Source organism: Rickettsiella grylli (assembly GCF_000168295.1).
In the GTDB taxonomy this organism is placed as follows: domain Bacteria; phylum Pseudomonadota; class Gammaproteobacteria; order Diplorickettsiales; family Diplorickettsiaceae; genus Aquirickettsiella; species Aquirickettsiella grylli.
This window is the reverse complement of sequence record NZ_AAQJ02000001.1, coordinates 1,171,551-1,196,294: the sequence shown is the minus strand read 5'-3', so window position 1 is coordinate 1,196,294 and position 24,744 is coordinate 1,171,551. Positions and strand designations below refer to the sequence as shown.

27 protein-coding genes are annotated in these 24,744 nt (G+C 37.0%); 13 read left to right on the top strand and 14 right to left on the bottom strand.

Going from position 1 to position 24,744, the window contains the following annotated elements:
- Nucleotides 1–10: 10 nt before the first annotated feature.
- From dacB to RICGR_RS05550, 3 genes are read right to left on the bottom strand one after another with little or no spacing between them, the layout of a single operon-like run.
- Nucleotides 11–1,504 (bottom strand): D-alanyl-D-alanine carboxypeptidase/D-alanyl-D-alanine endopeptidase, encoded by a 1,494-nt coding sequence (dacB, locus tag RICGR_RS05560; protein ID WP_006034938.1) that lies wholly within the window; start codon nt 1,502–1,504, stop codon nt 11–13.
- A 5-nt stretch (nt 1,505–1,509) separates the two neighbouring features.
- Entirely contained in the window at nt 1,510–2,841 is a 1,332-nt protein-coding gene (gene rlmD / locus RICGR_RS05555) for a 23S rRNA (uracil(1939)-C(5))-methyltransferase RlmD (RefSeq protein ID WP_006035732.1), read from the bottom strand.
- Complete coding sequence (locus tag RICGR_RS05550; RefSeq protein ID WP_040615595.1) at nt 2,829–3,605, bottom strand: 3'-5' exonuclease; 777 nt, start codon at nt 3,603–3,605, stop codon at nt 2,829–2,831. Before RICGR_RS05550 ends, rlmD begins: the two co-directional genes overlap by 13 nt.
- Nucleotides 3,606–4,010: 405 nt before the next feature.
- Between RICGR_RS05550 and adk the strand changes: the two genes are divergently transcribed.
- Nucleotides 4,011–4,694, top strand: a complete 684-nt coding sequence (adk, locus tag RICGR_RS05545) for an adenylate kinase (RefSeq protein ID WP_275113655.1) — start codon at nt 4,011–4,013, stop codon at nt 4,692–4,694.
- On the opposite strand, the gene rluC is transcribed toward adk, so the two are convergent.
- Nucleotides 4,691–5,638 (bottom strand): 23S rRNA pseudouridine(955/2504/2580) synthase RluC, encoded by a 948-nt coding sequence (rluC, locus tag RICGR_RS05540; protein WP_006035508.1) that lies wholly within the window; start codon nt 5,636–5,638, stop codon nt 4,691–4,693. The two genes, adk and rluC, sit on opposite strands and share 4 nt — an antisense overlap.
- Before the next feature lie 173 nt (nt 5,639–5,811).
- Between rluC and gltA the strand changes: the two genes are divergently transcribed.
- The 3 genes from gltA to RICGR_RS05525 all read left to right on the top strand — a co-directional run bounded on the left by gltA (nt 5,812) and on the right by RICGR_RS05525 (nt 8,634).
- Entirely contained in the window at nt 5,812–7,134 is a 1,323-nt protein-coding gene (gene gltA / locus RICGR_RS05535) for a citrate synthase (RefSeq protein ID WP_006035764.1), read from the top strand.
- Between the two features lie 206 nt (nt 7,135–7,340).
- Entirely contained in the window at nt 7,341–7,715 is a 375-nt protein-coding gene (locus tag RICGR_RS05530; RefSeq protein WP_006035936.1) for a hypothetical protein, read from the top strand.
- 241 nt (nt 7,716–7,956) lie between these two features.
- Nucleotides 7,957–8,634 (top strand): murein L,D-transpeptidase catalytic domain family protein, encoded by a 678-nt coding sequence (locus tag RICGR_RS05525; protein ID WP_006035364.1) that lies wholly within the window; start codon nt 7,957–7,959, stop codon nt 8,632–8,634.
- A 63-nt stretch (nt 8,635–8,697) separates the two neighbouring features.
- On the opposite strand, the gene dapE is transcribed toward RICGR_RS05525, so the two are convergent.
- Complete coding sequence (dapE, locus tag RICGR_RS05520; RefSeq protein WP_040615593.1) at nt 8,698–9,843, bottom strand: succinyl-diaminopimelate desuccinylase; 1,146 nt, start codon at nt 9,841–9,843, stop codon at nt 8,698–8,700.
- A 259-nt stretch (nt 9,844–10,102) separates the two neighbouring features.
- On the opposite strand from dapE, the gene RICGR_RS05515 reads away from it, so the two are divergent.
- Nucleotides 10,103–11,113 carry an inorganic phosphate transporter gene (locus tag RICGR_RS05515; RefSeq protein ID WP_006035541.1) on the top strand — a complete coding sequence of 337 codons (1,011 nt, stop codon included), beginning with the start codon at nt 10,103–10,105 and terminating at the stop codon, nt 11,111–11,113.
- 9 nt (nt 11,114–11,122) lie between these two features.
- Here RICGR_RS05515 and RICGR_RS05510 read toward each other — a convergent pair whose 3' ends face one another.
- Nucleotides 11,123–11,347, bottom strand: a complete 225-nt coding sequence (locus RICGR_RS05510) for a hypothetical protein (protein WP_006034923.1) — start codon at nt 11,345–11,347, stop codon at nt 11,123–11,125.
- A 170-nt stretch (nt 11,348–11,517) separates the two neighbouring features.
- Between RICGR_RS05510 and RICGR_RS05505 the strand changes: the two genes are divergently transcribed.
- The gene (locus RICGR_RS05505; protein ID WP_006035432.1) at nt 11,518–13,866 is read left to right on the top strand and encodes a DNA internalization-related competence protein ComEC/Rec2; all 2,349 of its coding nucleotides are present in this window, start codon (nt 11,518–11,520) and stop codon (nt 13,864–13,866) included.
- 393 nt (nt 13,867–14,259) lie between these two features.
- On the opposite strand, the gene RICGR_RS05500 is transcribed toward RICGR_RS05505, so the two are convergent.
- The 6 genes from RICGR_RS05500 to ffh form a co-directional block, all read right to left on the bottom strand.
- The gene (locus RICGR_RS05500; RefSeq protein ID WP_006034827.1) at nt 14,260–14,721 is read right to left on the bottom strand and encodes a methylated-DNA--[protein]-cysteine S-methyltransferase; all 462 of its coding nucleotides are present in this window, start codon (nt 14,719–14,721) and stop codon (nt 14,260–14,262) included.
- A 62-nt stretch (nt 14,722–14,783) separates the two neighbouring features.
- Nucleotides 14,784–15,173 carry a 50S ribosomal protein L19 gene (gene rplS, locus RICGR_RS05495; protein ID WP_006035592.1) on the bottom strand — a complete coding sequence of 130 codons (390 nt, stop codon included), beginning with the start codon at nt 15,171–15,173 and terminating at the stop codon, nt 14,784–14,786.
- A gap of 14 nt (nt 15,174–15,187) precedes the next feature.
- A complete protein-coding gene (trmD, locus tag RICGR_RS05490; protein WP_006034913.1) occupies nt 15,188–15,934 on the bottom strand; it encodes a tRNA (guanosine(37)-N1)-methyltransferase TrmD in 747 nt (248 codons plus the stop codon).
- On the bottom strand, nt 15,934–16,446 hold the full coding sequence (rimM, locus tag RICGR_RS05485) for a ribosome maturation factor RimM (protein WP_006035767.1): 513 nt from the start codon (nt 16,444–16,446) through the stop codon (nt 15,934–15,936). The genes trmD and rimM overlap by 1 nt, the downstream gene beginning before the upstream one ends.
- Nucleotides 16,447–16,511: 65 nt before the next feature.
- Nucleotides 16,512–16,823 carry a 30S ribosomal protein S16 gene (gene rpsP, locus RICGR_RS05480; RefSeq protein WP_006035131.1) on the bottom strand — a complete coding sequence of 104 codons (312 nt, stop codon included), beginning with the start codon at nt 16,821–16,823 and terminating at the stop codon, nt 16,512–16,514.
- Nucleotides 16,824–16,981: 158 nt separating this feature from the next.
- Nucleotides 16,982–18,337, bottom strand: a complete 1,356-nt coding sequence (ffh, locus tag RICGR_RS05475; protein WP_006035191.1) for a signal recognition particle protein — start codon at nt 18,335–18,337, stop codon at nt 16,982–16,984.
- 144 nt (nt 18,338–18,481) lie between these two features.
- Here ffh and RICGR_RS05470 point away from each other — a divergent pair, with 144 nt between their 5' ends.
- From RICGR_RS05470 to RICGR_RS05460, 3 genes are all read left to right on the top strand, one after another.
- Entirely contained in the window at nt 18,482–18,916 is a 435-nt protein-coding gene (locus RICGR_RS05470; protein ID WP_006035700.1) for a cytochrome c biogenesis protein, read from the top strand.
- 25 nt (nt 18,917–18,941) lie between these two features.
- Entirely contained in the window at nt 18,942–20,213 is a 1,272-nt protein-coding gene (locus tag RICGR_RS05465) for an HlyC/CorC family transporter (protein WP_006035757.1), read from the top strand.
- Nucleotides 20,214–20,309: 96 nt separating this feature from the next.
- Complete coding sequence (locus RICGR_RS05460; protein WP_006035104.1) at nt 20,310–20,579, top strand: hypothetical protein; 270 nt, start codon at nt 20,310–20,312, stop codon at nt 20,577–20,579.
- A 104-nt stretch (nt 20,580–20,683) separates the two neighbouring features.
- Here RICGR_RS05460 and pgeF read toward each other — a convergent pair whose 3' ends face one another.
- On the bottom strand, nt 20,684–21,424 hold the full coding sequence (pgeF, locus tag RICGR_RS05455) for a peptidoglycan editing factor PgeF (RefSeq protein ID WP_006034846.1): 741 nt from the start codon (nt 21,422–21,424) through the stop codon (nt 20,684–20,686).
- Nucleotides 21,417–22,394 carry a 23S rRNA pseudouridine(1911/1915/1917) synthase RluD gene (rluD, locus tag RICGR_RS05450; RefSeq protein WP_006035504.1) on the bottom strand — a complete coding sequence of 326 codons (978 nt, stop codon included), beginning with the start codon at nt 22,392–22,394 and terminating at the stop codon, nt 21,417–21,419. Before rluD ends, pgeF begins: the two co-directional genes overlap by 8 nt.
- Before the next feature lie 67 nt (nt 22,395–22,461).
- Between rluD and RICGR_RS05445 the strand changes: the two genes are divergently transcribed.
- The 4 genes from RICGR_RS05445 (at nt 22,462) to RICGR_RS08055 (ending at nt 24,554) form a co-directional block, all read left to right on the top strand.
- Nucleotides 22,462–22,677 carry a YgaP-like transmembrane domain gene (locus tag RICGR_RS05445; RefSeq protein WP_006035140.1) on the top strand — a complete coding sequence of 72 codons (216 nt, stop codon included), beginning with the start codon at nt 22,462–22,464 and terminating at the stop codon, nt 22,675–22,677.
- Between the two features lie 140 nt (nt 22,678–22,817).
- Entirely contained in the window at nt 22,818–23,570 is a 753-nt protein-coding gene (locus tag RICGR_RS05440; RefSeq protein WP_006035647.1) for an outer membrane protein assembly factor BamD, read from the top strand.
- A gap of 175 nt (nt 23,571–23,745) precedes the next feature.
- On the top strand, nt 23,746–24,159 hold the full coding sequence (locus RICGR_RS08060; RefSeq protein ID WP_050764018.1) for an Rpn family recombination-promoting nuclease/putative transposase: 414 nt from the start codon (nt 23,746–23,748) through the stop codon (nt 24,157–24,159).
- A gap of 11 nt (nt 24,160–24,170) precedes the next feature.
- Complete coding sequence (locus RICGR_RS08055) at nt 24,171–24,554, top strand: Rpn family recombination-promoting nuclease/putative transposase (protein ID WP_275113644.1); 384 nt, start codon at nt 24,171–24,173, stop codon at nt 24,552–24,554.
- Nucleotides 24,555–24,744: the final 190 nt, after the last annotated feature.

Sequence of the window (24,744 nt, the reverse complement as noted above, 5' to 3'; positions counted from 1 at the left end):
AATAATTATTTTAAACATCACTTTTCGCTAAAAATTCACAAATTCGATTTTCTAATAAACGGTAACCCCCCTGATTATTTTTTCCAGGAACAGGGTCATTAATTAAAATAGAAAAAGCAAGAATGTGATGGTTTGCAGTTTGAATATAGCCCGCTAAACTACTGATTCCGTGCATGCTGCCTGTTTTAGCATGTATTTTACCTAATGAAGCACCGCCTAAGCGATGTTTTAATGTCCCATCAATCCCTGAGCGGGGTAAAGATTCAAAAAATAAGTCGCTATCGGGTAATTGCGTGTAAGCAAAATTTAATAATTTAACAAAAGCATTAGGCGTGATACTATTAGCGCGCGATAAACCAGAGCCATCGACCATTACAAGCTGTTTGAAGTTAATGTTTGTTTTGTTGGCAAGGATAGCCTGAACAGCGTTTCTCCCCGACTTCCAACTTCCTTGCACTGAAAAATATTTTTCTCCTAATTTCTTTAATAAACTATCCGCGATAAGATTATCGGACTTTTTTAACATATTTTTTATTAAAAAAGCAAGTTCGGGAGAGCTGTTTTCAGCTAATGTTTTGGCAAAGGGAGGGGTTTTTCCAAAGATTAAACTTGAATATCGAATAGAATATTTTTTTAATAATCCCGCCACAATGTCATAAGTTGCTAAATTTGGATTTTGCAGTGCAACGGCAAACGATAAGGGGCCCATTTTGCGTGAAAGATACCCTGTTAGCGTATAATGATTTTTGCTAACCGCATTCGGTTTTAAATCGAGGGAATAACGGGCTTGTTTTAAGCGTTTTGTAACGGCTTGATTATCAATAACAATCCCTAAATGACGACTACTTTTTGTAACGGTCGGATGTAATAGATTTTGAGTTGGCTTAATACTCAAATTAAAACAATTTCGATTGATGATAGTTGCTGTTACGGGCGCGGCATAGCAAAAAATTCTATCGTCAATGACACGTCCTGGAGGCCAGGTGCTTCGATCGATGACCGTGTCATCGATAATGATATTTCCCTGAACTTTATTGATATGTTGCTCATTTAATGTTTCCAGCATGTCTTTCAGATCATTCAGCGTTAAATAAGGATCGCCACTAAATTTTATATATAAATTCCCCATTAAAGTTCCATGACGAACGATTGATCCAGAATTGGTTAAAAAGCGGGTTTTAAATTGGAAATGAGGCCCTAAATACTCTAATGCAGCAATTCCAGTAAATAATTTTAAAGTACTTGCAGGAATAAAACGACGATTGGCATTATATTGATAGATTATTTTTCCCGTTGATAAAGATTGAATAGAAATGCCCGTATTAAAGCCTTTAAAATGGCTTAATATCTGATTGATATTTTGTTGAATAGAAGATGACGGTTCTTGAGTATAGTCGTTGTTATAATACGCCAAGCTTTTTATGGGATTGATGAATAATACGATGCAAAATAGTCTGATTAAGAACCTGAACGTTTTAAATAATGCGGTATTGAGCGTATTCATATTTCCTATTGAGTAAATAAACAAATAGCTTCGCTATGATGTGTTTGTGGAAACATATCCATGATTCCTGCCCGTTCTAAGTGATAACCTTGTTTTATTAATTCTTCTGAATCTCTCGCGAGCGTTGCAGGATTACAGGATATGTAGACCATTTTCTCCACCTTCCAACGTGCAATTTGTTGAATAACTTCCAATGCTCCGGATCGAGGAGGATCCAGTAGAATTTTATTGAATGTTTGTTGAGCCCACACCTCTTTGAGGATAGAACCGGTTAAATCCGCCGTATAAAATTGTGTATTATTAATCGCATTATGACGTGCATTGATCTTTGCCTGTTCTACAAGCGCACTATGTCCTTCGATGCCTACAACGGATTGACATCGAAGGGCAAGCGGTAAACTAAAGTTACCTAATCCGCAAAATAAATCCAATATCCGATCACTGAAATGAGGCGAAAGCAATTCTATAGCGTGTTGGATCATTGCTTGATTAATCGTTGCGTTGATCTGAATAAAATGATGAGGTTCGAAGAAAAACTCTAACGATCGATGCGCTTTATTTTGCAAACGATAGCTTAACAATTGAGGATTTTCGGGCCAAATACAATGCGTGGTTTTTTCATTACCCGGTTGTAAATAAAGCTGTACGCTATATTTTTTAGCAAAATTTTTAAGCGCTAGAACATCGGAATTGTTTAAAGGGACGAGATGTCTAAACACTAAACCTAAGATTTCGTCCCCAAGTGCTACTTCGATTTGCGGTATATCATGAAAAGCGTTTAAGCTTTGGATAAGTTGCTGTAGGGGAATTAAAAGTCGATCCACTCTAAAATCTAACGTTTTACAGGTTTGTATTTGTGCAAGATAATGCCCATTTTTTTCCCGGAAACCAACGAGTACCGCTTGCTTTTTAGCGACATATTTAACACCTAAACGCGCCCTTCGCCGGTATCCCCAGCCGGTAGCCATAACGGGTGCTAATAATGACGTCGGTTTGGTTTTAGCAACATGCGTGAGTTGATTCACAAGAATTTTTTCTTTATGTTGAAGTTGCGCTTGGTGATTTAAGTGCTGTAGGTTACAGCCACCACATTGATTGAAATGGGGGCATTGAGGTTGAATTCTATCGGTTGACGCGTTTAATATTTGAGTCGCCCTTGCTTCGTCATAAGCGCGTCGTTTTTTAGTATAAACGATTGAGACGCGCTCTCCAGGTAGGGCATTCTCAATGAACGTAATTTTTCCATTGATATGCGCAATTCCTCGACCTTCGTGAGAAATTCCTGTAATAAAGATAGGCGTCGTCTCTTTATAAGAATATTTTTTTAGATGTTCCATGCGTTTAAAAATTGTTTAAAATGAGGTTTACTTTCTTGAGCAAGGGTTTCGTAGATATAAGCACATTCTTTTTGATACGTTTCGAGAGAATAATTTCCGCGTATCAATTCAAAACGGAGATAGATCAAATAGGTATTGAGTACATCTGTTTCGCAATAATTCCGAATGGCTTCTAATTTTCCATTTAAAAAATAATCCCATACTTGGCTTCCATCCATGCCGAGTTTCCCGGGCAATCCTAACAGGATAGCAATATCTTGAAGCGGTGCGCTTGCACGGCTTTGATACGCCGCTAAAATGTCCATTAAATCCATATGCCTGTAATGGTACCGGCTCAAATAATTATTCCAACGAAAATGAGCATCTTCATTACCTATATTCCAATAGCTGGGGCTACTAATCCCATATAATAATGCGCGATAATGCAGGATGGGCAGATCGAAACCACCGCCATTCCATGAAATCAAGATCGGTAAATATTTTTCAATACAATTGAAAAATGTCTCAATAAGTGTCGCTTCATCGGAATTAAGATTCCCCAACGATCCTATTTTAAATTGATTTTGAGTGCGTAGTGCAACAGAAATAGAGACAATACGTTGTAAATGATACGGAAGAAAGCCGGAATTTCCGGTTTTTTCTTGCCGTTTAGCATGCATTATTTCGGCGACTTTTTGGTCGCAAGGTTCGTTTTCTAAATGATAAAGAATTCGCCCGTTTTTTGTATCAGGAACAGTTTCAATATCAAAGACGAAAGTATTCATAAAATCAGGTCGATTAAAAAAGGATAAACATCTTGAATCGTTCATCTTTATCTATCGATAAATCATTCAATGGTTCCCTATAGTTTCCGTTATGATATGCAAAAGTCATCATTTCTTACCTCGTACGAACGTGGACAAAATATATTTTTAAGAATCGCTGACATAAGTGTCTTTTTTTATAGTAGACTTCTTTTGTATTAAAATAGGTTGATTCCGACATGGTTATTTATAGATGTAATGTAAAGTTTTAAGGCTGGAGGACAGAAAGAACCTTATGACTTAAGCCCATTTTACAATGATAACCTAGGGGATAAAAACATATTTTTGGACCGATGGCTAGTCTGGATTTCGTTTTTGTTGCCATTTTTAATGGAATAGTGCTTAGATACTTAACGTGAGATAATAATAGAGATGAGAATTATTTTATTAGGTCCACCTGGGGCAGGAAAAGGGACTCAGGCAAAATTTTTAACGCGTTACTATCATATTCCTCAAATTTCGACCGGCGATATGTTACGTCTCGCAGTCAATCAGCGCACTTCTTTGGGCTTTCAGGTTAAAACATTAATGGACCAAGGCCAATTAATTTCAGATGAGATCATTATTAAATTAGTTGAATCGCGTATTCAACAAAGTGATTGTATCAACGGTTTTTTATTTGATGGATTTCCGCGTACATTAGGTCAGGCCGAAGCGATACGCGCACAACGTATTTTTATCGATTTTGTTATAGAAATTAAAGTAGACGACGATGAAATCGTAAAGCGGCTCAGTGGCCGTCGTATTCATCCCGCTTCAGGACGTATTTATCATCTCGTGTATACTCCCCCCAAAGTAGCTAATAAAGACGATATAACTGGAGAGGAGCTCATTCAACGTCACGATGATACCGAAGCAATAATACGCGAACGTTTACGCATTTACCACCAACAAACGAAGCCTTTACGTTGCTATTATCAGGAATGGCAAAATAAAGGCGAGGAAGGTTTCCCTTGCTATATTTCAATTCATGGGCAAGCAGATGTTGAAGACGTTCGTCAGCGTATTTTTTCAGCGCTTAAAGAAAACAGGCAAAAAAAAACAAATTAATGAGTATGAGGAGAACGAAGCTGATTTAACAATCGATTTAAATCTTCTGGTAGTTTAGCCTGCAAAGTGAGGGTTTTCTCTTGTGATGGTAAGGTAAATACCAGTTCACTCGCATGTAAAAAAAGTCGTTTACAGCCCAATTGACGCATTTTTTTATTGATTTCTTTATTGCCGTATTTTTCATCCCCAATGATGGGATGATTGACACATTGAGCATGAACACGAATTTGATGAGTGCGGCCCGTAATCGGTGTGGCAGTAACCAGTGTCGAATCAGAATAATACTGTTGTATAGAAAATTTTGTTAGGGAACGCTTCCCTTCGGGTTGAACGCGTACCATGCGTTCTCCTGATTGTCGTTGGTTTTTGTATAAAGGTTCCGCAACGCTCAGTAACGATGGAGGCCAATGACCAGAGACTAGCGCGATATATGTTTTTTTAATGCCATTTAAACGTAATAATTCATGAAGCTCTTTTAAAATACTCCGTTTCTTAGCCATTAATAAGCAACCTGACGTTTCACGATCTAATCGATGGACTAATTCTAAGAATTTTAATTGAGGCCGTATCAGACGAAACGCCTCTATGACACCTAACGTTATACCACTCCCCCCATGAACCGCCATACCACTCGGTTTATTCAGGACTAATAAATGCTTGTCTTCAAAAATAATGGTTTTTTCAAGAAATTTTGCTTGTTTTTCATTCAAAACCTTTTTTTTTGTGGGAAGGCCACTCAGTGATAAAGGAGGAACGCGAATGATATCACCTTCTTGTAAGCGATAATCTGGTTTTACTCTCTTTTTGTAGATACGTAACTCACCTTTTCGTATGATGCGATAAAGTCGACTTTTAGGAAGGCCTTTTAGACGCGATATGAGAAAATTATCGAGCCGCTGACCCGAATAGTCTTTTGTTATCGTTAAATATTGAATAGTTTGCACAATATCGTTAATCTAGCATAATTCTAGCGCACCTTTCTAATAATTTGATAAAATCTTATAAGCTGCCGAAATTGACATCGGTATTTTATCTTTGTTATATACACCCCGCTTTTTAGGCAATTGCTAGTTTAACTGGCGTAGGACGTTAAATTTATAAATTCACAGAGGCTATTATGACTCAATCTGCGGAAGTAACGACTAAAGACGTATCCTCTCCCACTGCAATTTTAACAGTGAATGATGTACCTCCTATTCACTTACCTGTTTGTAAAGGAACGTTAGGACCTGAAGTTATCGATGTCACTCAATTAGCAAAAGTGAATCGGTTTACCTATGATCCAGGATTCCTATCGACTGCATCCTGCGCGTCTAAAATCACGTTTATTGATGGTGAGAAAGGTATTTTACTGTATCGGGGCTATCCCATCTGTCAGCTCGCGGAAAAATCGGATTTTATCGAAGTGGCTTATTTATTACTTCATGGTGAATTACCGAATCAAGCTCAAAAAATAAGCTTTAATGGCGCTATTAACCAACATACGATGGTTCATGAACAATTACGTCATTTTTTTCATGGATTCCGCAGAGATGCCCATCCTATGGCCATTATGTTAGGTGTTGTTGGGGCGCTCTCTGCTTTTTACCATGATTTGTTAGACATTCATAATAAAGCACATCGTGAATTAGCCGCTCTCAGATTAATTGCTAAGATGCCGACACTTGCAGCAATGTCTTATAAGTATGCAACAGGGTTACCTTTTATGTATCCACTAAATCATTTAAGCTATACCGAAAATTTTATGCATATGATGTTTGGTGTCCCCACTGAAGCGAGTGCACCGAATCCTCTCTTAGCGCGTGCGTTAGATAAAATTTTTATTCTGCATGCGGATCATGAACAGAATGCATCGACCTCTACCGTAAGACTTGCAGGTTCAACGGGTGCTAATCCTTATGCGTGTATTTCTGCAGGAATAGCCGCGCTTTGGGGACGTGCGCATGGTGGCGCTAACGAAGCGTGTTTAAATATGTTACATGAAATTAGAGAGATATCACGGATTAAACATTACATCGAAAAAGCAAAGGATCCGAATGATTCTTTTCGTTTAATGGGTTTTGGACATCGTGTTTATAAAAATTATGATCCTCGTGCGGCGGTAATGAAAAAAACATGCCATGACGTTTTGGAAGAAACGGATCAAAAAGAAGTTCCTTTGTTTAAGCTTGCTTTAACTTTAGAAAAAATTGCTTTAGAAGATCCTTATTTTATTGAGAGAAAATTATATCCTAATGTCGATTTCTATTCGGGTATTACCTTAAGTGCTTTAGGGATTCCTACTAATATGTTTACAGTAATTTTTGCATTAGCCCGTACAGTAGGTTGGATTTCACAATGGGAAGAAATGATGTCTGATCCTAAATTACGTATCGCAAGACCTCGACAATTATATGTGGGTTCTCCAAAAAGAAATTATAAACCAATTGAAAAAAGATAATAAAATCCCCATCTATTTTATAGAACATGAACATTATAAATTTAATTTATTTAAACCTAAAAAATAGTAAGTTTTTTAATAATGATAAATAGTGCTGAATTATCTCTCATTTATCGATATAATAAAAATCTATTTAGGGGTTATACCACTTAGTTTTAAGTAGGTATACTGATTATTTACTATAATATTGAATCTAAGGAATTCATATGACAACCATTAAAGTGCAAAAAAAAACGAAACGAGGTAGACCTCCATTAAGTGCAGCTAAAAAAATGCAGCGTAGTAAAGCGGCACTGAATGCTCGCATGGCGCAAAAAGCGTTGCGTGCGAAGATTGCTTTGCTCAAAGCCAATTTTAAAGAGAAATTAAAAATTGCCGAACAAGAGGCTTATCAAAAAGCATTAGAAAAAGTTGTTAAAATTGAACACAAAAAAATGGAAGCTAACTTCAAGGCGTTAGAAATTGCAAAAGCGAAAGGAATGAAAAGAAAAGCAAAAAGAATGTTAACAAATCGAGGAAAGCATCAACTTAATATGAAAACCGGCATTCGTAAGCGCGGAAGACCTCGAAAAGTGAAGTGATTTCTTCATAGCGTATGGGTATAAACATTTTTGGCTCTTTTTATTTATATGAATAAGAAAGTAATCGCTTTATTTGCGGTAGGCTGGGTTGCCTTAGTCGTGAAAGTTTTGTTTCTGAATGTTTGAAAAACGCACAGTATGTAAGCTTTTTACCTATAAAATAAGGCAAAATACGTTCAAAAATTGATCGAAATATGCTATAGTACGCCTTCTTCTATTAAAAACAGGAAGGGGGATAATAGTGATATTAAAGAAAATAACAAGTTTATTACTGTTAGCAAGTGGTCTTTTTGTGATGACTGTTCATGCGAGCCCATTAAACAAAGATGTTAATCTGCAGACTGAATTGCAGCAGTTTAGTGGGCAGGCTCCTGGACTTAACCCTAAAGTATTAAAATTAGGTTTGGAAGCTTATAACAAAGCAAGAAAAGAAGGTTTAGATAAACAGCAGATTTTAACAATTGTTGACTACACTAAGCCATCAACAGAAAAAAGATTATGGGTATTCGATCTGAACAATCGTTCAGTGCTTTTTAATGAGTATGTTGCTCATGGAAAGAATAGTGGTGGAAATTATGCTACGTCGTTCTCTGATAGATCAGGAAGTTTAGAATCTAGTCTCGGTGTGTTTTTAACTGAATCGGTTTATCAGGGTAAGCACGGTACTTCATTAAAGTTAAAAGGATTAGAAAAAGGATTTAACGATAAAGCAGAAGTACGGGATATTGTTATTCATAGAGCAAATTATGCTACGGCGCAATTTGCACATAAACATGGTCGTTTAGGACGAAGTTGGGGTTGTTTTGCAGTGAGTCCAGCGGTTGCCGATTCATTAATCCATTCGATTAAAAACCGTACATTATTGTTTGCTTACTATCCTGACAAGGCATGGTTGTCACAATCACACTTTCTTTCATAACATAAACGAGAGATGGGAATATCGTAAAAGCAGCTTCCAGGCTGCTTTTTTTTGGCGTTTCATTTATTGAGTTGATTGAAGTAAAATTTTTTTTAAGATTTCCTCATAAATTTTTGATAGTTTCTCGAGTTCTTCAATGGAAACACATTCATTAATCTGGTGGATCGTCTGATTACAAGGACCAAATTCAACAATTTCTGCTCCCATAGAGGCTATAAAACGGCCGTCAGAGGTACCGCCTGTCGTAGAAATTGTAGGCACTATGCCCGTTATGTTTTTAATAATATCAAGGCAGGCTAACCGTAATTGGCCTGAAGGGCTTAAGAAAGAAAACCCACCTTCTTCCCAATTGATTTGATATTTCAGAAGATATTTTTTTAAAATATTTTCTACTGTATTTTTTAATTTTATTGAAGTGGTTCCGGGAGAATAACGAAAATTAAATTTAACGTCTAAACAATCTGGGGTTACATTATTGACACCAACGCCTCCCTGAATATTGGAGAATTGTAAACGAGTGGGTTGAAAATGAGGGTGTTTTATTCCGTCGTCCCAATCGGTACGTAATAATTCAACTAAAAGCGGACTAAATTGATGAATAGGGTTTTCAGATAATTGGGGATAAGCGATATGGGCTTGTTTCCCTTTTACTATTAAATGAGCGGATAAAGAACCACGTCGGCCAATTTTTAAAGTATCCCCTAATTTTTTTTCACAAGTAGGTTCACCCACTAAGCAATAATCTATTTTTTCGTTTCTTTTTTTAAGTACTTCAGTGACTTTCGCGATACCCTGGATACCAGGACCTTCTTCATCACTTGTAATTAACCAAGCAATTGAACCATGATGATGAGGATAATCATGAATGAATTTTCTACAAGCAACTAACATTGCAGCCAGGCTCCCTTTCATATCAGCACTACCACGTCCATAAAGTTGGCCATTGCGAATAGTCGGCATAAAAGGGGGAGTTTCCCATTTTTCTAAAGGACCTGCGGGAACGACATCCGTGTGTCCAACAAACACCAATAAAGGAGATTTTTTTCCGCGTCTAGCCCAAAAATTATTGACTTCTGCAAAAGGGAAGTGTTCAATCGCAAAGTCTAAACATTTTAAATGCTGACATAATAGAGACTGGCAGCCCTTGTCATTGGGTGTTACAGAGGGTTTTGCAACAAGTTGTTGAACTAATTCAATAAGCGGTATCATAAGCGCAGCCGATTTAACCAATAACATTGTAAACTATTTAGCGTAAAGAAACGCGATTGTCGAATATGAAATTTTAAGGATAAGCGATTGTGTGGATTATTATAATAACAACTTCAAATAAGTTTTAACTCTAACTCTCTATGCAATATAACTTACTAAACGACTTGCTTTATGAAAATGAATTCGCACCGTTAGCGTGCCAATACTATTTGCGTCGTGTATACTTAATATCAAATTTAGATAATGGAAAAAATGCTTTATGACGAGCACTTTAGTATTTATTTATTTTGTTATTGTCTTAGCATTTATCTTTGATTTTATTAACGGTTTTCACGACGCAGCGAACTCTATCGCCATTATGGTTGCAACAAAGGTTTTAAAACCTTTAACCGCCGTATTATGGGCTGCATTTTTTAACTTTATTGCGTTCTTATTTTTCCATTTAAACGTGGCAACAACGGTTGGTTCAGGGCTTATAGAACCCCACATCATTTCCCCTTTTGTACTTTTTGCAGCACTGATGGGAGCGATTATTTGGAATCTTTTAACCTGGTATTTTGGTTTACCTTCCAGTTCATCTCATGGATTAATAGGGGGCTTAGTGGGTGCAGCTTTGGTGGAAGGAGGCTGGCATGTTTTAAACTGGCATGGATTATTACCTGTATTGATAGCAATCGTTTTATCGCCTTTATTAGGGCTATCCATCAGTTGGTTGTTAATAAAATTGACGCACACTTTTTTAAAAGATATAGATTCCAGTAAAACTCAATGTTGGGCGAGACGCGCACAATTTATTGCAGGAGCTTTATTAAGTTTAGGTCATGGTGGAAATGATGCTCAAAAAACGATGGGTATCATTGCGGTCTTATTATTTTCTACGGGTCTTTTGAATGGACATTTTTATATTCCGTTTTGGGTCATTATTTCATGTAATTTTGTTATGGGGTTAGGGACTTTGATAGGTGGTTGGCGTATTGTCAATACCTTAGGAAATAAAATAACTCAGTTAACGCCGTTAAGTGGGGGATGTGCAGCAACGGGTGCCGCGCTTACCTTATTTGCCGCAACCGATTTAGGGATTCCTGTTTCAACGACCCATACGGTGACTGGCGCAATTCTCGGAGTGGGTTCAACGAACGGTTGGTTAAACACCCATTGGCCGACTATTCGGCGAATCATGTGGGCCTGGGCACTCACTATTCCAGCGGCGGGACTCGTTGCCAGTGTTGTTATGATTTTAGCAATACCTTTAAAATTTAGTTTACATTAACCGTTTAATTTATTTGAACTGTCTGGAAATCATGATCGCTTCACTTTCATCTTCATCATCTGAAAAATTTTGATGTGAACAGACTAGTTTTTGAAAGATTCGAGTAAAAAAATTACTGACACACGTTTCTTTTTTAGTCACTATTGGCATTTTTTCAGCATGCAGTTTTTCAATAATACTTTCAGCGCTAGAATTGTCTGAAGAAGAATTTTGAAGTTTAATCCTTTTAAGCACAACATATTCCTTATGAGCTAAAATAATAAAGCCGTTTCTATTCTAAATCCATTCTTTACTGTAGGCAAGCTAAACGTAGGTTAAAAATAATAACGATATTACTGTAATCATCTTTCTAAGTTGTTCTAAGACGCTATATAATGAAATAAAAATTAAAACTTAAGCAAGTTATGGCCCGCTTCTCATTAGGGTTCTTAATAGGTGTGGTAGGAATCACCCAATTTTCATATTTACCTTCATTAAAATTAACTTATATATTAATTTTAATGAGTGTCGTCCTCTTTCTATTTCCTTTTTTTAAACACTATTTTTTATCAAACTGGAGCTTATTTTTCGTAGCGTGTTGTTTAGGTTTTTCGTGGTCATTGATCATTGCTCATCACTCGCTTTCTCAACAATTGCCAAAAAAAGTAGAAGGGAAGACGCTTCGTGCAACAGGACGTATTTTAACGATACCTGAAAATTATTCAGGTATCATGCATTTTGATTTTCTTATTCAACGTTTAGAAACTTCTGTCTCGATACACTACCCTATTATTGCGCGCATTAAGGTATATTTTTATAAAAATTCAAAAAGATTAATTAATTTAAAAAAAGGAGATATTTGGCAATTTACAGTGCGACTTCATCGTCCTCGTTCATTTTGGAGCCCGGGTTGTTTTGATTATCAGGCCGAGTTATTTCAGCAAAAAATAGGTGCGACAGGTTATGTCGTCGAAAAATTTCCTGTCCGTTTAATCCATTCTGAAAATAAGCATTATTTTATTGATAATTTGCATGAGAAAATTACGACGAATGTTAGAAAAATTTTAAAAAATTATCCGTTATTAGGGCTGATTAATGCGTTAACGACCGGTGTGCGTTTTTCAATTACTGAGGATCAATGGCAGGTTATGCGAGGAACAGGGACAAATCATTTATTCGCCATTTCAGGGCTACATCTCGCTTTTATTACAGGCATTATTTATGGGCTAGTTCGTTTTATTTGTTGTCGAATACCCTCTGTTGTGTTATATATTCCGGCCCCTAAAATTGCAAGCGCTTTAACGCTTTTATGTGCTATTTTTTATAGTGCAATAGCTGGCTTTGCTCTTCCAACACAACGTGCGTTGTTCATGTTATCTGTTTTTTTAAGCGCAAAAATAGTCGGAAGACATTTTACAAACGGATATTCATTTTTTTTTACATTATTAGCGATATTAATGATTGAACCTTTTGTCGTTTTGTCAGCCAGTTTCTGGTTGTCATTTTTCGCTGTTTTTTTAATTTTTTATTCAATTTCTAATCGCCTAAAATCATTCAATAAATGGGAGTCGTGGTGTCGCATTCAAATAACCTTAAGTTTGGGATTAATTCCTTTATCGTTATTGTTTTTTCATCAAATTTCATGGGTTAGTTTTTTTGCTAATTTAATCGCTATTCCATTGATTGGATTTATCATTTTACCACTCAGTTTATTTGGTAGTTTGTTAAGTTTAATCAGTTTTAGGTTAGGAAGTATTAGCTTAATTTTATCAGAACATTTACTTGAATTCCTTTGGAAAATACTTCGTTTTTGTTCAGAAATTCCATTCACCCAATATCACAGTTATTTATCAATGCGCTGGATATTCATTGCTAGTTTAATCGCGGTCCTATTACTTTTAGGGCCTAAAGGGATACCGGGCCGCTGGTTAGGTTTTATTTGGGCGTTGCCTTTGTTTTTTTTTGAAGCGAAAGGTCCGCAACAAGGGGATGTATGGATTCATCTTCTGGATGTAGGTCAGGGCTTAGCAAGTATAGTACGTACGCAACATCACGTTTTAATTTATGATACAGGCCCACGTTTGACTCCTTCTTTCGACACGGGAAAATTAGTTGTACTTCCTTTTTTACAAACGATTGGCGTTAAAAAAGTGGATTTGATGATCATCAGTCATGGTGATAATGACCATAGTGGTGGAGCAAACATCATTTTACACCAAATAAAAGTCGATAAAATTTTAAGTAGTATCCCCGAAAAATTGTTTTTAAAAATTGTAGGCCCAGAAAAAACAATGGATTTATGTAAAGAAAACATGCATTGGGAATGGGATGGAATTAATTTCGATATTTTATATCCACCCCCAAATGATGTTTATGAAGGTAATAATAGTTCGTGCGTGTTAAAAATTAGTAATCATTTACACAGTATTTTGTTAGTCGGCGATATCGAAAAAAAAGCGGAAGATTATTTGGTGCGTACTAAACAGAACAAGGTGTTCAGTACGATTTTAGTCGTTCCTCATCATGGCAGTAAAACGTCTTCAAGTATAACGTTTTTAAATCAAGTACAGCCGGCTTATGCTTTATTTTCTACAGGTTTTCATAATCGTTTTCATTTTCCTCACCAAATCGTATTAAATCGTTATCAGCGTTTAGGTGCTAAAATTTATAATACAGCAGCAGAAGGAGCCATTACGTTAAAATTAAATGCACTGAATAAGAAGATAGAAGTAGAAACTTATTATGAAAAAAATCATCGCTTTTGGTGGGATTAAAATAATCAGTCCTATTCTTTCCAAAAATAAAATTAAAAAGGGCCGTAAAACGGCCCAAGGGGGTATATCCGTGTTGAGTAACGTCCTTGTAGCATCCCTGCTTATACTACATCCATGTAGTGCAGATATCCTTATCTATTCCATATAACATAAGGATAAACTAATTAACTTTCAAATAAAAAAATCCTAACAAGACCATTATCGAAAATTAATACCTTAGACCATTAACAACACACACTACATAGAGTAACAAACTTAAAATTTATTACAATGGGTGGTTGAGTGCTTCAGTTTTAACTTACACATTTTTTGAATAAAAACTTACAGGCGTTGAGAGGTCGTTAAAAACAGAAAGAAATTGATTATTTTTAATTAAATTTAAATTTTTACAAATTAGTTTTTAAGGCAGGAAATTTCATGGGTTAATAGCCATTTTTTTATGGCTATTTTTTCCCCTTTATAGCCACCCACTGTTTTTTGAGCGACAACACGATGACAAGGAATTAATATCGGTAGTGGATTCATTCGACAAGCGTTACCGATAGCTCGCGCCCCTGTTTTTAATTTTTTAGCAAGCATTCCATAGCTTATGTTTTTTTGAAGCGTAATTTTGCTCAAGGCTTGCCAAACGCTTATTTGAAAGGGAGTTCCTTGTAGTTGATAAGGGAGCGTAAATTTAAAATTTGGGTATTTAAAATAATAGTGAAGTTGAGTCGCGATAGTCGATAGTACTTCATCCTGAGGTTCAATTAACGGGCTTTCAGGCATTAAAAAATCAATTTTCGTAAGAAATTGATTTCTTGTCAGTATACCTAGTTTGCCAATGGGAGTTTGAAGAATAGCTTTATAAAACATCTACACTTTTTACATGAAAACGCGGCTATGCTCATAATGAAATCTATCACATAGCGTGTCGTTTAAGGAATTTTTTTTTCTTCTTTTGAGTTTATCGCAGTAATTAATTTTTCTTTAATACGCGCTGCTTTCCCACGTAAATGACGCAAATGATATAATTTTGCTTTTCGAACATCACCACGTCGTTTAATTTCTATGCTCACCGTTAAAGGACTGTAAAGAGGAAAAACGCGTTCTACACCTTCACCATGTGAAATTTTTCTTACTGTAAATGTAGAGTTGAAACCTCGACTACGACGTGCAATTACAACGCCTTCAAAAGACTGTAATCGTTCACGTGTGCCTTCTTTGACTTTAATTTTTACTGCGATGGTATCCCCTGCACGAAAATCAGGAATATCTTGTTTTGACTGCATTTGTTCTGTTTCAATAATTTGTATGAGATTGCTCATCACTCGCTCCAATTTTATTCACTATTTTCACGGATAAACTCGGCTAATAATACCTGTTCCTGCTCGTTAAGTATATATTTTTTTAACAAATCAGGTCGTTGTTGCCACGTTCGCCCTAAGGCGTGTTTTAAACGCCAACGTGCAATCGCGGTATGGTTTCCTTGCAGTAAAACAGCGGGAACGTTTTTTTCCTCTAGACTTGCAGGACGCGTATAATGTGGGTAATCCAATAGGGCTGAATGAAAGGAGTCTTGTGAAGCGGATTTCTCATCGCCTAATGCGCCGGGTTGTAATCGGGTTATGGCGTCAATAAGACACATCGCAGCTAATTCTCCACCACTGAGAATAAAATCGCCTATAGACCATTCTTCATCAACGTCGGTGTTTATAAGACGATGATCGATACCTTCATACCGGCCAGCAATTAAAATGAGCCCTCGACGCCGGCTTAGCTTTTGAATAATGGATTGATTCAAGGTTTTTCCTTGGGGAGAAAGATAGCTGACTAAAGGCGGTATATGTAAACGTTTCTGACGGGTTTTAGCCATCTTGATTGCGGCATGCAAGGGCTCAAATTTCATGACCATGCCTGGCCCCCCACCGTAAGGACGATCATCTACAGTGTTATGCTTATCTTGTGCAAAATCCCGCGGGTTCAAAAAAGATAGCGTTATCAAACCTTTTTTTTGAGCACGCCCAGGGATACTCACATTCAGGGGAGTGAACATTTCAGGGAATAAGCTAATAATCTGTATGTCCATCAGAAATTAGCATCCCAATCGACAATCATAATTTTGGTTTTTAAATCGATAGATTGAATGGTTTGATTGAATAAAAAGGGGACTAAATATCTTTTTTTATCACTGATTACTAAAACATCATTCGCCCCGGTGGCAAAAATAATTTGAATGATACCGAGATAAATGTTTTCGCGATTATAAACTTTTAGTCCTTCTAAATCGGCCCAGTAATACTCTCCGGCGTGTAACGGAAAAAATTGATCACGTTCAACATATATTTTATAATTGGTATAAAAACGAGCAGATTCTGGTGTTGTACTGTTCTCAAACAATGCTAATAACTGCTGGCCGTGCAAACAGCATTTTTTTACACCGACTAAAATAGGGGACGAGCGTTTACCCGGCGCTTCTAAATACCATGGACGATAATCGATAAGGTTAGTAAAAGGCTCTGTATAGGAATTAATCTTAACCCACCCGTTAATGCCATAAGGTTTTCCTATACTGCCTACCAAGATCTTTTTTCTTACCAACACACCCCCACATACGGCAGTATCAATTTAGCATCTCATACAAGGTGTCTGAAGAGAGAGACCGATTAATCGGTCTTATTCGTATCTGTTTCGGTGCTACTTGTATCCGTTTTTTCTTTATTAAGGCCCGCGCTTTCCTTTTTCGCTTTTTTGAGAAGACTGTAGACTTGCTCTGAAAGCTGAGCACCTTGAGATAACCAATAACTGACCCGATTTTCTGTAATCTTTAATACGACTTCTTTTCCTGAAGCAATAGGATTGTAAAAGCCTAAACGCTCGATGTAACGTCCATCACGTGGTTTCCGCCTATCTGTTACAACGATGTGGTAAAAAGGGCGTTCTGTACGACCTCCTCGTGCTAAACGAATAGTAACCATGGAATAAGTTTTCCTCTTTGTTTTTTACTGTCTCTGTCTATTTTAAGCGCTCCATTGAGCGGACTTTGAATAATCAACCGCTATAAACGAAGCCTGGCTGGATTCTACGCAAATTTTACTCGTTTGGGAAGGGCTTTTTCCCACGCGGCTTTATTCGATTATCGCGGATAATGGTTCTGAAGCCCTTGTAAGAGCTTCGTCATTGAGCCAGGTTTCGAAAAACGCTTCATCATTTTTTGCATTTGATTAAATTGTTTTAATAATCGATTAACATCTTGGATTTGAGTTCCTGAACCAGAAGCAATACGACGTTTTCTCGATCCCTGAATAAGGTCTGGGAATTGACGTTCTTTTTGAGTCATCGCGCATATAATTGCCTGCATTTGAGACATTTGTTTTTTATTAAGTGTATTTTTAGCATTGGCTAACAAAGCCATATTATTGCCTTCAGGAAGCTTATTTAAGAGCTTCTCCATCCCTCCGATATTGTCCATTTGTTTCAGCTGGTTTAAAAAATCCTGCAGATCAAATTTTTTCCCTTTTTGCAATTTTTGATTGAGTTTTTGTATTGATTTCTGATCCGTATGACGCTGTACTTCTTCTACCAATGACAGAATATCACCCATTCCCAGTATCCGGGATGCAATTCTATCAGGATAAAAAGGTTCAAGTGCTGTAACTTTTTCACCGGAGCCGATAAATTTAATCGGCTTCCCTAACATAAATTTTACGGATAAAGCAGCGCCTCCGCGTGCGTCAGCATCCATTTTGCTAAGAATAATTCCAGAAAGAGGAATGACGTCATTGAAACCTTGAGCCACTTTTACGGCATCTTGCCCCATCATACTATCCAGTACAAATAAAGTTTCTATAGGATTTCCCACAGTATGGATAGTACGAAGTTCCTCCATCATTCTATCGTCAATATGTAAGCGGCCGGCCGTATCAATGATCACAACATCTACCCCTTTATTTCGGGCTGTTTGAATCGCTGTTTGAACGATAAAAGTTGGCGTTTGCGAAGCGCAACTCGGATGAAAGAGTACATTACTGTTTTCGGCTAAATTTTCAAGTTGTAAAATAGCTGCAGGGCGGTGAATGTCAGTACTGGTGAGTAGCACCGATTTGTTTTTTTGCGTTTTTAACCAAGCGGCTAACTTTGCAACGGTTGTTGTTTTTCCCGAACCTTGTAAACCTGCGATCATCATCACAATAGGTGTTTGAGCGGAAAGGTTTAATTCAGACAAATGACTGCCCATTATGGTGGTTAAGGTATCATTGACAATTTTAATGAATGCTTGACCGGGGGCGAGGCTTTCTGTGACTTTTTGTCCGATGGCGCCTTGACGCACCTGTTCAATAATGGCTTTGACGACTGGATAGGCGACATCGGCTTCAATGAACGCTTTTTTTACTTCACGTAGACTTTCCTTAATGTTATGTTCATTTAAACGACCTTGACCACGAATATTTTTAAACGAGTGTTTTAATCGAGCAGTTAAATTGTCAAACATAATTTTATAGTGCCTTCATTTTTCATAATTTATTAAAGAGTAAATTGAAACGTATTCAATGGCAAAAATTTATGAAAGGCCATGATGTATGGCTAGAAAAATTCTGCTATTGTACCCGTTTAGCCGAGGAGTAGGTGGATTAATATGGTGCCTTATGCTGATTTTATTCATAGTTTTCTTGCAACTTTAGCGCTGATTGTTTTGGTGAGTGCCTCACTCCAAGCATTGTTATTGGCAGGCCAAGAATGGATACTTAAACAGCATAAACAAGCTTTTGGGTTTATTCAATATTTCCCGCCTCTGGAAGTGATGGAAATCCAACTTTTTAAGCTGATTGCGCTCGCTATTATTTTGTTATCAGTGATTTTAACAACGAGCTTCATTTTATTTCACCCTGTTTTTTTCAAGCAGTGCGTTTATCAAAAATTATTGATATCTTTATTAGCCTGGGGGATTCTTTTAATGCTTTTAATAGGAAGAAGTTATTTCGGGTGGAGAGGAAAAATAGCAATTAGCTGGACGTTAATGGGTGCAAGCTTAATGGGTATTGTTTATTTAATGGCGTATTTTTATGCTTAATCTTTAAAGGATGAAATGGAGTGTAATGCATTATTCGTTTACATTTCTAGTGAGTTTATTAGTTGTTTTGTTATTAGCGGCTGTATTTTTTTCATTGGCAGAAGCCGCTATGTTATCCATTAATAGGTATCGGTTACGCCATTTGGTAAGACATCATAATCTGCTGGCTAAACGCGTACAGGATTTGTTAAAAAGACCGGATCGTTTGCTGGGAGTTATTCTTCTCTGTGGAACGTTTGTTGATATTATGGCGTCTGCAGTGGTTACACTGCTCGTGCTTCACTATTTCTCACCATCAGGCGTTTTTTTGGCGACTTTAGGACTTACGTTTGTTGTTTTAATTTTTTGTGAAGTCGCTCCAAAAACGTTAGCGACGTTGTATCCCCAGCCCATCGCATTATTTGTGGTTTGGCCTTTAATTATTTTGCTTTATGTTTTATACCCGATTGTTTGGCTCACCAATTTATTGGCGAATACGACGTTAAAACTAGTCGGTGTTAAAATACCAAAATTGACCCTCGAGCAATTATCGCGTGAAGAACTCATTAGTTTACTCCGGGAAGGAACTGGATATAGACCCAATGATTATAAAACGATGTTACTCAAAGTACTCGAACTCGATAAAGTCACTGTAGAAGATATTATGATTCCTCGGCAGGAGATTATTGGCATTGATATTAATCAACCGTGGGGAGTGATCTTACGCCAACTCATTAAGAGTGAATATACACGATTACCGATCTATCGAAATTCTATTGATGAGATAATAGGAATTTTACATTTTCGAAAAGTTTTAAATAGCTTAAGTAGGCAACAGTTAAGTAAAAAAGTATTAGTTGAAGCAGCAGAAGAAGTTCATTTTATACCTGAAGCAACTGCATTAAATAGCCAATTATTAAATTTTCGACGTGAAAAACATCGAATTGGCTTGGTGGTTAATGAATATGGTGAGATTCAGGGTCTTATTACCTTAGAGGATATATTAGAGGAAATTGTTGGTGAATTTACGACGGATATGGCATTAATGCGTCGCGCTGTTTCATTACAAGCCGATGGGAGTTATTTGATAGATGGTGGGATTGCCTTGAGAGATTTAAATCGGCAATTAAATTTAAATCTACCTTTACGTGGCCCTAAAACATTAAGTGGGTTTATTATCGAAAGACTTGAAGTTATTCCAAAACGAGGAGCTTTATTTCGATTTGAAAATAAAACGATGGAAGTTATTTTAATAAAAGATAATAGAATTAAACTCGTTAAACTATTTCCAACCGCTTCGACATTCTCTAAAAAATAATTAAAAGAGTAACTCTAAAAATTATTTTTTGAAAAAAAATAATTACTTGATATAATTACTACTTTATTTAAATTGATTTTTATTGAAGGTTATAAAATGTATCGAGTGACTAAAAGGATATTTTCCCATGCACAACCGAGTTTAAGAAACTCAATTGATTTGGCGCGCAAGGCTTTTTATTGGGAAAAAAAAGAAATGGCAATTACAAAGTTAGCTCCTAATCCTCTCGAAAAAGAGAGTTCTGAAAATAGAGATAAAACACGCGTGGATCCATCCTTTTCAACAGCTAGTTTTTTTACAGGAATAGGAGTAAAAGAGTCAGAAGGGGACATTGTTTCTATGCCGTCACTCACGCCTATCCAATAAATTATTTTTAATTCAGGGCTGTTTTTACTAAAAATTTAAAGGGGATCACTTATCTTAAGGTGGACTATTTATAAAATGTAAGCTGAATGCTTGTTGAGTGAAGATTAAGGTAAATTTATCCAAATAAAATTTAGCATCCGTCCTGTTATGTGATTTCTACGGTAAGAGAAAAAATGGTATTTATCAGAATAAGTACAATAATGACCACCATAAATAGCCGTTATTCCCAATTGGCATAGCTGTTGTTTGGCTAATTGATATAAATTGGCATGCCATTGTGTTGAATTATTTTTTAAAGGTTTAAATGCTTTTTCTGCGATAGGGTCCTTATTGACAAAGGCTTCAAAAACCTCTTCTCCAACGGTGAATGCGTGAGGACCAATCGCAGGGCCTAACCAAACGAGTATATCCTGGGGTGGTAAAGCGAATGCGTGGATAGTTTTTTCTATAATGCCCTGATGTAAACCTCTCCAACCGGCGTGGATGGCTGCGACACAAGGATAAGAGGGGCTACAGATCAATAAGGGTAAACAATCGGCAGTTTGTACAGCGCAAATGGTTTGAGGTGATCGTGAATAAATGGCATCTGCGTCGAGATTAACGAAGGAATCGGCTGAAATGACCCGATTCCTATGTTTCTGATTTAACCAAATAATCGGTTTTTTTAAGTTGAACTGCGTTTGTAAAAGTTGACGGTTTTTAATGACATTTTTTAGGTTGTCACCGACATGCGTCGCAACGTTGAAACTATCATAAGGCGGATGACTAAAACCACCGAGTCGAGTGGTTGTATAGGCTTTGATCCATTTTGGAGCTGGCCAGTTAGGAATGATTAAATTAAGCATTGAGTTTTTCGAACTTATCTTTTCGTAGGCAGTGAATAAGTTGCTTCATATCTTCAGGTAATGGGCTATGCCATTCCATCGGTTTTAAGGAAATAGGATGTGTAATGCCTAAACAGTGTGCATGTAAAGCTTGCCGAGAAAAATGATGTAAGCAATGAATCAGCAATGGGCTTGCTTTTTTGGGTAAATGAAAACGACCTGAATAGGTTTTATCGCCCACTAAAGGATGATGGATATGTGCCATATGAACGCGAATTTGGTGCGTGCGGCCCGTTTCTAATTGTACGTTGATGAGCGTATGGTGATTAAAACGTTCTATGACACGATAATGAGAAACGGCGGGTTTTCCATGGTTTTCGGTAACGGCCATTTTTTTTCTAAGTTTGGGATGGCGGCCGATAGGTGCATTGATAGACCCTCCAGCGATTAACAGACCTTGAATAATGGCGGTATATTCACGCTTCATTGTTCGTGCTTGCAATTGTTTGACGAGTTGAGTATGGGCATTTAGAATTTTAGGAATAATTAATAAACCTGAGGTATCTTTGTCTAAACGCTGTATGATTCCGGCTCGAGGAAGTTTTTTAAGCGCAGGTAAATGATGGAGTAGTGCGTTAACGAGTGTTTTATGCCTATTTCCTGCCCCAGGATGAACCACTAAGCCTGCGGGTTTGTTAATAACAACTAGCGCATCGTCTTCAAAAATGATATCAAGCGGTAAGTTTTCTGCTTCCCAATCGATTGCTTCATGGAGATTGGCCACAATAGTAATTTTAGCGCCTGGTTTTATTTTATCCCGCGGTCGTTTAAACTCATTATCGACCAAAACACGTTTATCGTGAATCCATTGTTGTAAGCGGGTACGAGAATAAGCCGGAAATAATTGACTTAAAATTTGATCGAGCCGTTTTTCAGCCAGATCTTCCGGAACAATGGCTTGGCAATTTATGACATGAGTTGTGTTTTTCATAGAATATCGCGCTATAATGCTGACGGAGCAAAGCCTTTTTATGATGACTTAATAGAGGATACTATCTATGTTCAATGTAGTAAGCAATCTTGAATCCAACGAACGCCTTTCACGTTTAGTGATAGGTATTGTTCTACTGATTGGTGTGTTATTGGGTCTTGGCAAATTATTTGCTTTTTTAGTGGGGGTTATCCTTATTATAGAAGCCATTATCGGATGGTGTGGTATCCCTATTTTGGCAGAAAAATTTAAATTAAATGAAATTTTTCGTAAAAAAGATTAAATAGAATAGGTGGTGTGGTCAAATTAATAATAATAAATTAATTTGACTTTCTGAATGTGGGTTAAAAACTAAATAGTTTATGTCGCTTATTCCTTCATTCAATTAAAAAAGGAATAAAGTATAGCTTTATTGTAAGTATTGTGAAAAAAATTAATATTGTTTTTTTAGTCGGTTTTATAATGGCACTGCTCAGCGCGTGTGCGAGTCATTCTAACAATCCATTTATTGCTTTTAAAGGCCAAACCGTCAGTCAAGTTTATCAAAATGCAAGAGCGTCTTTACTGGATGGAGAATTTAGTCAAGCGATTAAATCTTACGAAGCATTAGCGGTCTTATATCCTTTTAACCGTTATTCAGAAAAAGCACAACTCGGATTAATTTATGCTTACTATAAAGACGGAGATTCACCTTCAGCAAAAACAGCAGCACAACGTTTTATTTATTTATATCCACATAGTCAATATATTGATTATGCGTACTACATGCGCGCGATGGCGGATATGGATCAAGATAGAGGCTGGTATTTACGCTACGTGCCTATCGATCTTGCGTTGCGAGATCCCGGTACCATGCGTTTAGCATACCAAGAATTTGCTGAATTGATTCGCCGTTATCCGGATAGCCCTTATGTTCCCGACGCTCGTCAACGCATGATTTATTTACGTAATTTGTTTGCACGTTATGAATTACATATTGCTGACTACTATTTTCGTAGAAAGGCATATATTGCTGCAGCCAATCGTGCGAATGAGATTATACAACAATATCAGGGAGCACCAGAAGTGAAGCATGCGTTAATGATTATGATTAAAGCGTATCGTATTTTAGGTTTGGAAACACTCGCAAGACAAAGTTTAGCCATTTATAGGCTCAATTATCCGGATTCTATTTGAAATAGTATCCATATTGTATTTCAATAGCCAGACTTCTATCTTAACGATAGAAATAAACGGTTATGAACTGGATGCAAAATCAGAAGTTAGGGTGGATTAAAGAGAATACATGAACTAAAATAAATTTATAAATAAAGATGCTCTTGTGCTCAATCACAATAAGGATAATAAAACCGTGTCGATTCAAATTCATAATGCGCACGATGCCATTTTTAAGACGTTTTTTACGGATATTGACGTTGCCACCCACTTCATCACGATTTATTTACCCAAACACATGAAACAAGCCTGTGATTTTTCGACGTTAAAGATTGAGCCCGGGTCTTTTGTCGACGCGGATCTGAAACAACATCATTCTGATATTTTGTACTCGTTGAAAGTCAATGGGATGCACGGTTATGTTTATCTCAATCTCGAACATCAAAGCACCGCAGAAGAACTGATGCCTTTTCGCATGCACCGCTATAAAGTGGCCATTATGCAGCAGCATCTAAACCTTGGATACAAAAAATTACCGGTTGTTATTTCGATGCTGTTCTACCATGGGAAAGGTCAGTACCCTTCGCTTAAAGCTCATCGATTGCGTTGAGGACACGCCCTTTGCAAAAGCACATTTCTTCGATGACCCTGCTTGTCGATCTCAATGTACTGCCGGATGAGGAGATCTATCGACACAAACAGCTTGCTTTCTTAGAAATTGTTCAAAAACATATTTTTACAAGAGATCTAGAGGATATCGCCGATCATATTATAAAGCTGATTAAACAGGTAAAGCCTGATCATGATTTGTTCAATCAATTGGTATATTATATGTTAGTCAAAGGTGAGACCGCCAATGTGAACCAGGTGATTGAGAAGCTTAAAACCATCGAAGACTATGAGGAAGAGATTATGAACGCAGCACAGCAGTTAAAAACAGCAAGGTCGGCAAGAAGGTCGGCAGCAAGGTCTGTACGAAGGCCGGCAAGAAGGAGAGTATTGTAAAGCAATTAATATTGCTAAAAAGCTTATCGCTGAAGGTCGATCGATTCAATATATACAAGACTTAACGGATTTATCTGAAACTGAAGTGATGGACTTAGTTGATAAGCACTAAATTATAGCGTTTCTAATAAAAACGCTAACTACTGAAGAAGTTATTAAAATTCATGATGACATTCTTAATAACTCAGAT

Bases quoted from the DNA above. Each gene is read 5' to 3' on its own strand.
- dacB (WP_006034938.1), bottom strand. From the start codon at position 1,504: ATGAATACGCTCAATACCGCATTATTTAAAACGTTCAGGTTCTTAATC.
- rlmD (WP_006035732.1), bottom strand. From the start codon at position 2,841: ATGGAACATCTAAAAAAATATTCTTATAAAGAGACGACGCCTATCTTT.
- RICGR_RS05550 (WP_040615595.1), bottom strand. From the start codon at position 3,605: ATGAATACTTTCGTCTTTGATATTGAAACTGTTCCTGATACAAAAAAC.
- gltA (WP_006035764.1), top strand. From the start codon at position 5,812: ATGACTCAATCTGCGGAAGTAACGACTAAAGACGTATCCTCTCCCACT.
- RICGR_RS05530 (WP_006035936.1), top strand. From the start codon at position 7,341: ATGACAACCATTAAAGTGCAAAAAAAAACGAAACGAGGTAGACCTCCA.
- dapE (WP_040615593.1), bottom strand. From the start codon at position 9,843: ATGATACCGCTTATTGAATTAGTTCAACAACTTGTTGCAAAACCCTCT.
- RICGR_RS05515 (WP_006035541.1), top strand. From the start codon at position 10,103: ATGACGAGCACTTTAGTATTTATTTATTTTGTTATTGTCTTAGCATTT.
- RICGR_RS05505 (WP_006035432.1), top strand. From the start codon at position 11,518: ATGGCCCGCTTCTCATTAGGGTTCTTAATAGGTGTGGTAGGAATCACC.
- RICGR_RS05500 (WP_006034827.1), bottom strand. From the start codon at position 14,721: ATGTTTTATAAAGCTATTCTTCAAACTCCCATTGGCAAACTAGGTATA.
- rplS (WP_006035592.1), bottom strand. From the start codon at position 15,173: ATGAGCAATCTCATACAAATTATTGAAACAGAACAAATGCAGTCAAAA.
- trmD (WP_006034913.1), bottom strand. From the start codon at position 15,934: ATGGACATACAGATTATTAGCTTATTCCCTGAAATGTTCACTCCCCTG.
- rpsP (WP_006035131.1), bottom strand. From the start codon at position 16,823: ATGGTTACTATTCGTTTAGCACGAGGAGGTCGTACAGAACGCCCTTTT.
- ffh (WP_006035191.1), bottom strand. From the start codon at position 18,337: ATGTTTGACAATTTAACTGCTCGATTAAAACACTCGTTTAAAAATATT.
- RICGR_RS05470 (WP_006035700.1), top strand. From the start codon at position 18,482: ATGGTGCCTTATGCTGATTTTATTCATAGTTTTCTTGCAACTTTAGCG.
- RICGR_RS05465 (WP_006035757.1), top strand. From the start codon at position 18,942: ATGCATTATTCGTTTACATTTCTAGTGAGTTTATTAGTTGTTTTGTTA.
- RICGR_RS05460 (WP_006035104.1), top strand. From the start codon at position 20,310: ATGTATCGAGTGACTAAAAGGATATTTTCCCATGCACAACCGAGTTTA.
- pgeF (WP_006034846.1), bottom strand. From the start codon at position 21,424: ATGCTTAATTTAATCATTCCTAACTGGCCAGCTCCAAAATGGATCAAA.
- rluD (WP_006035504.1), bottom strand. From the start codon at position 22,394: ATGAAAAACACAACTCATGTCATAAATTGCCAAGCCATTGTTCCGGAA.
- RICGR_RS05445 (WP_006035140.1), top strand. From the start codon at position 22,462: ATGTTCAATGTAGTAAGCAATCTTGAATCCAACGAACGCCTTTCACGT.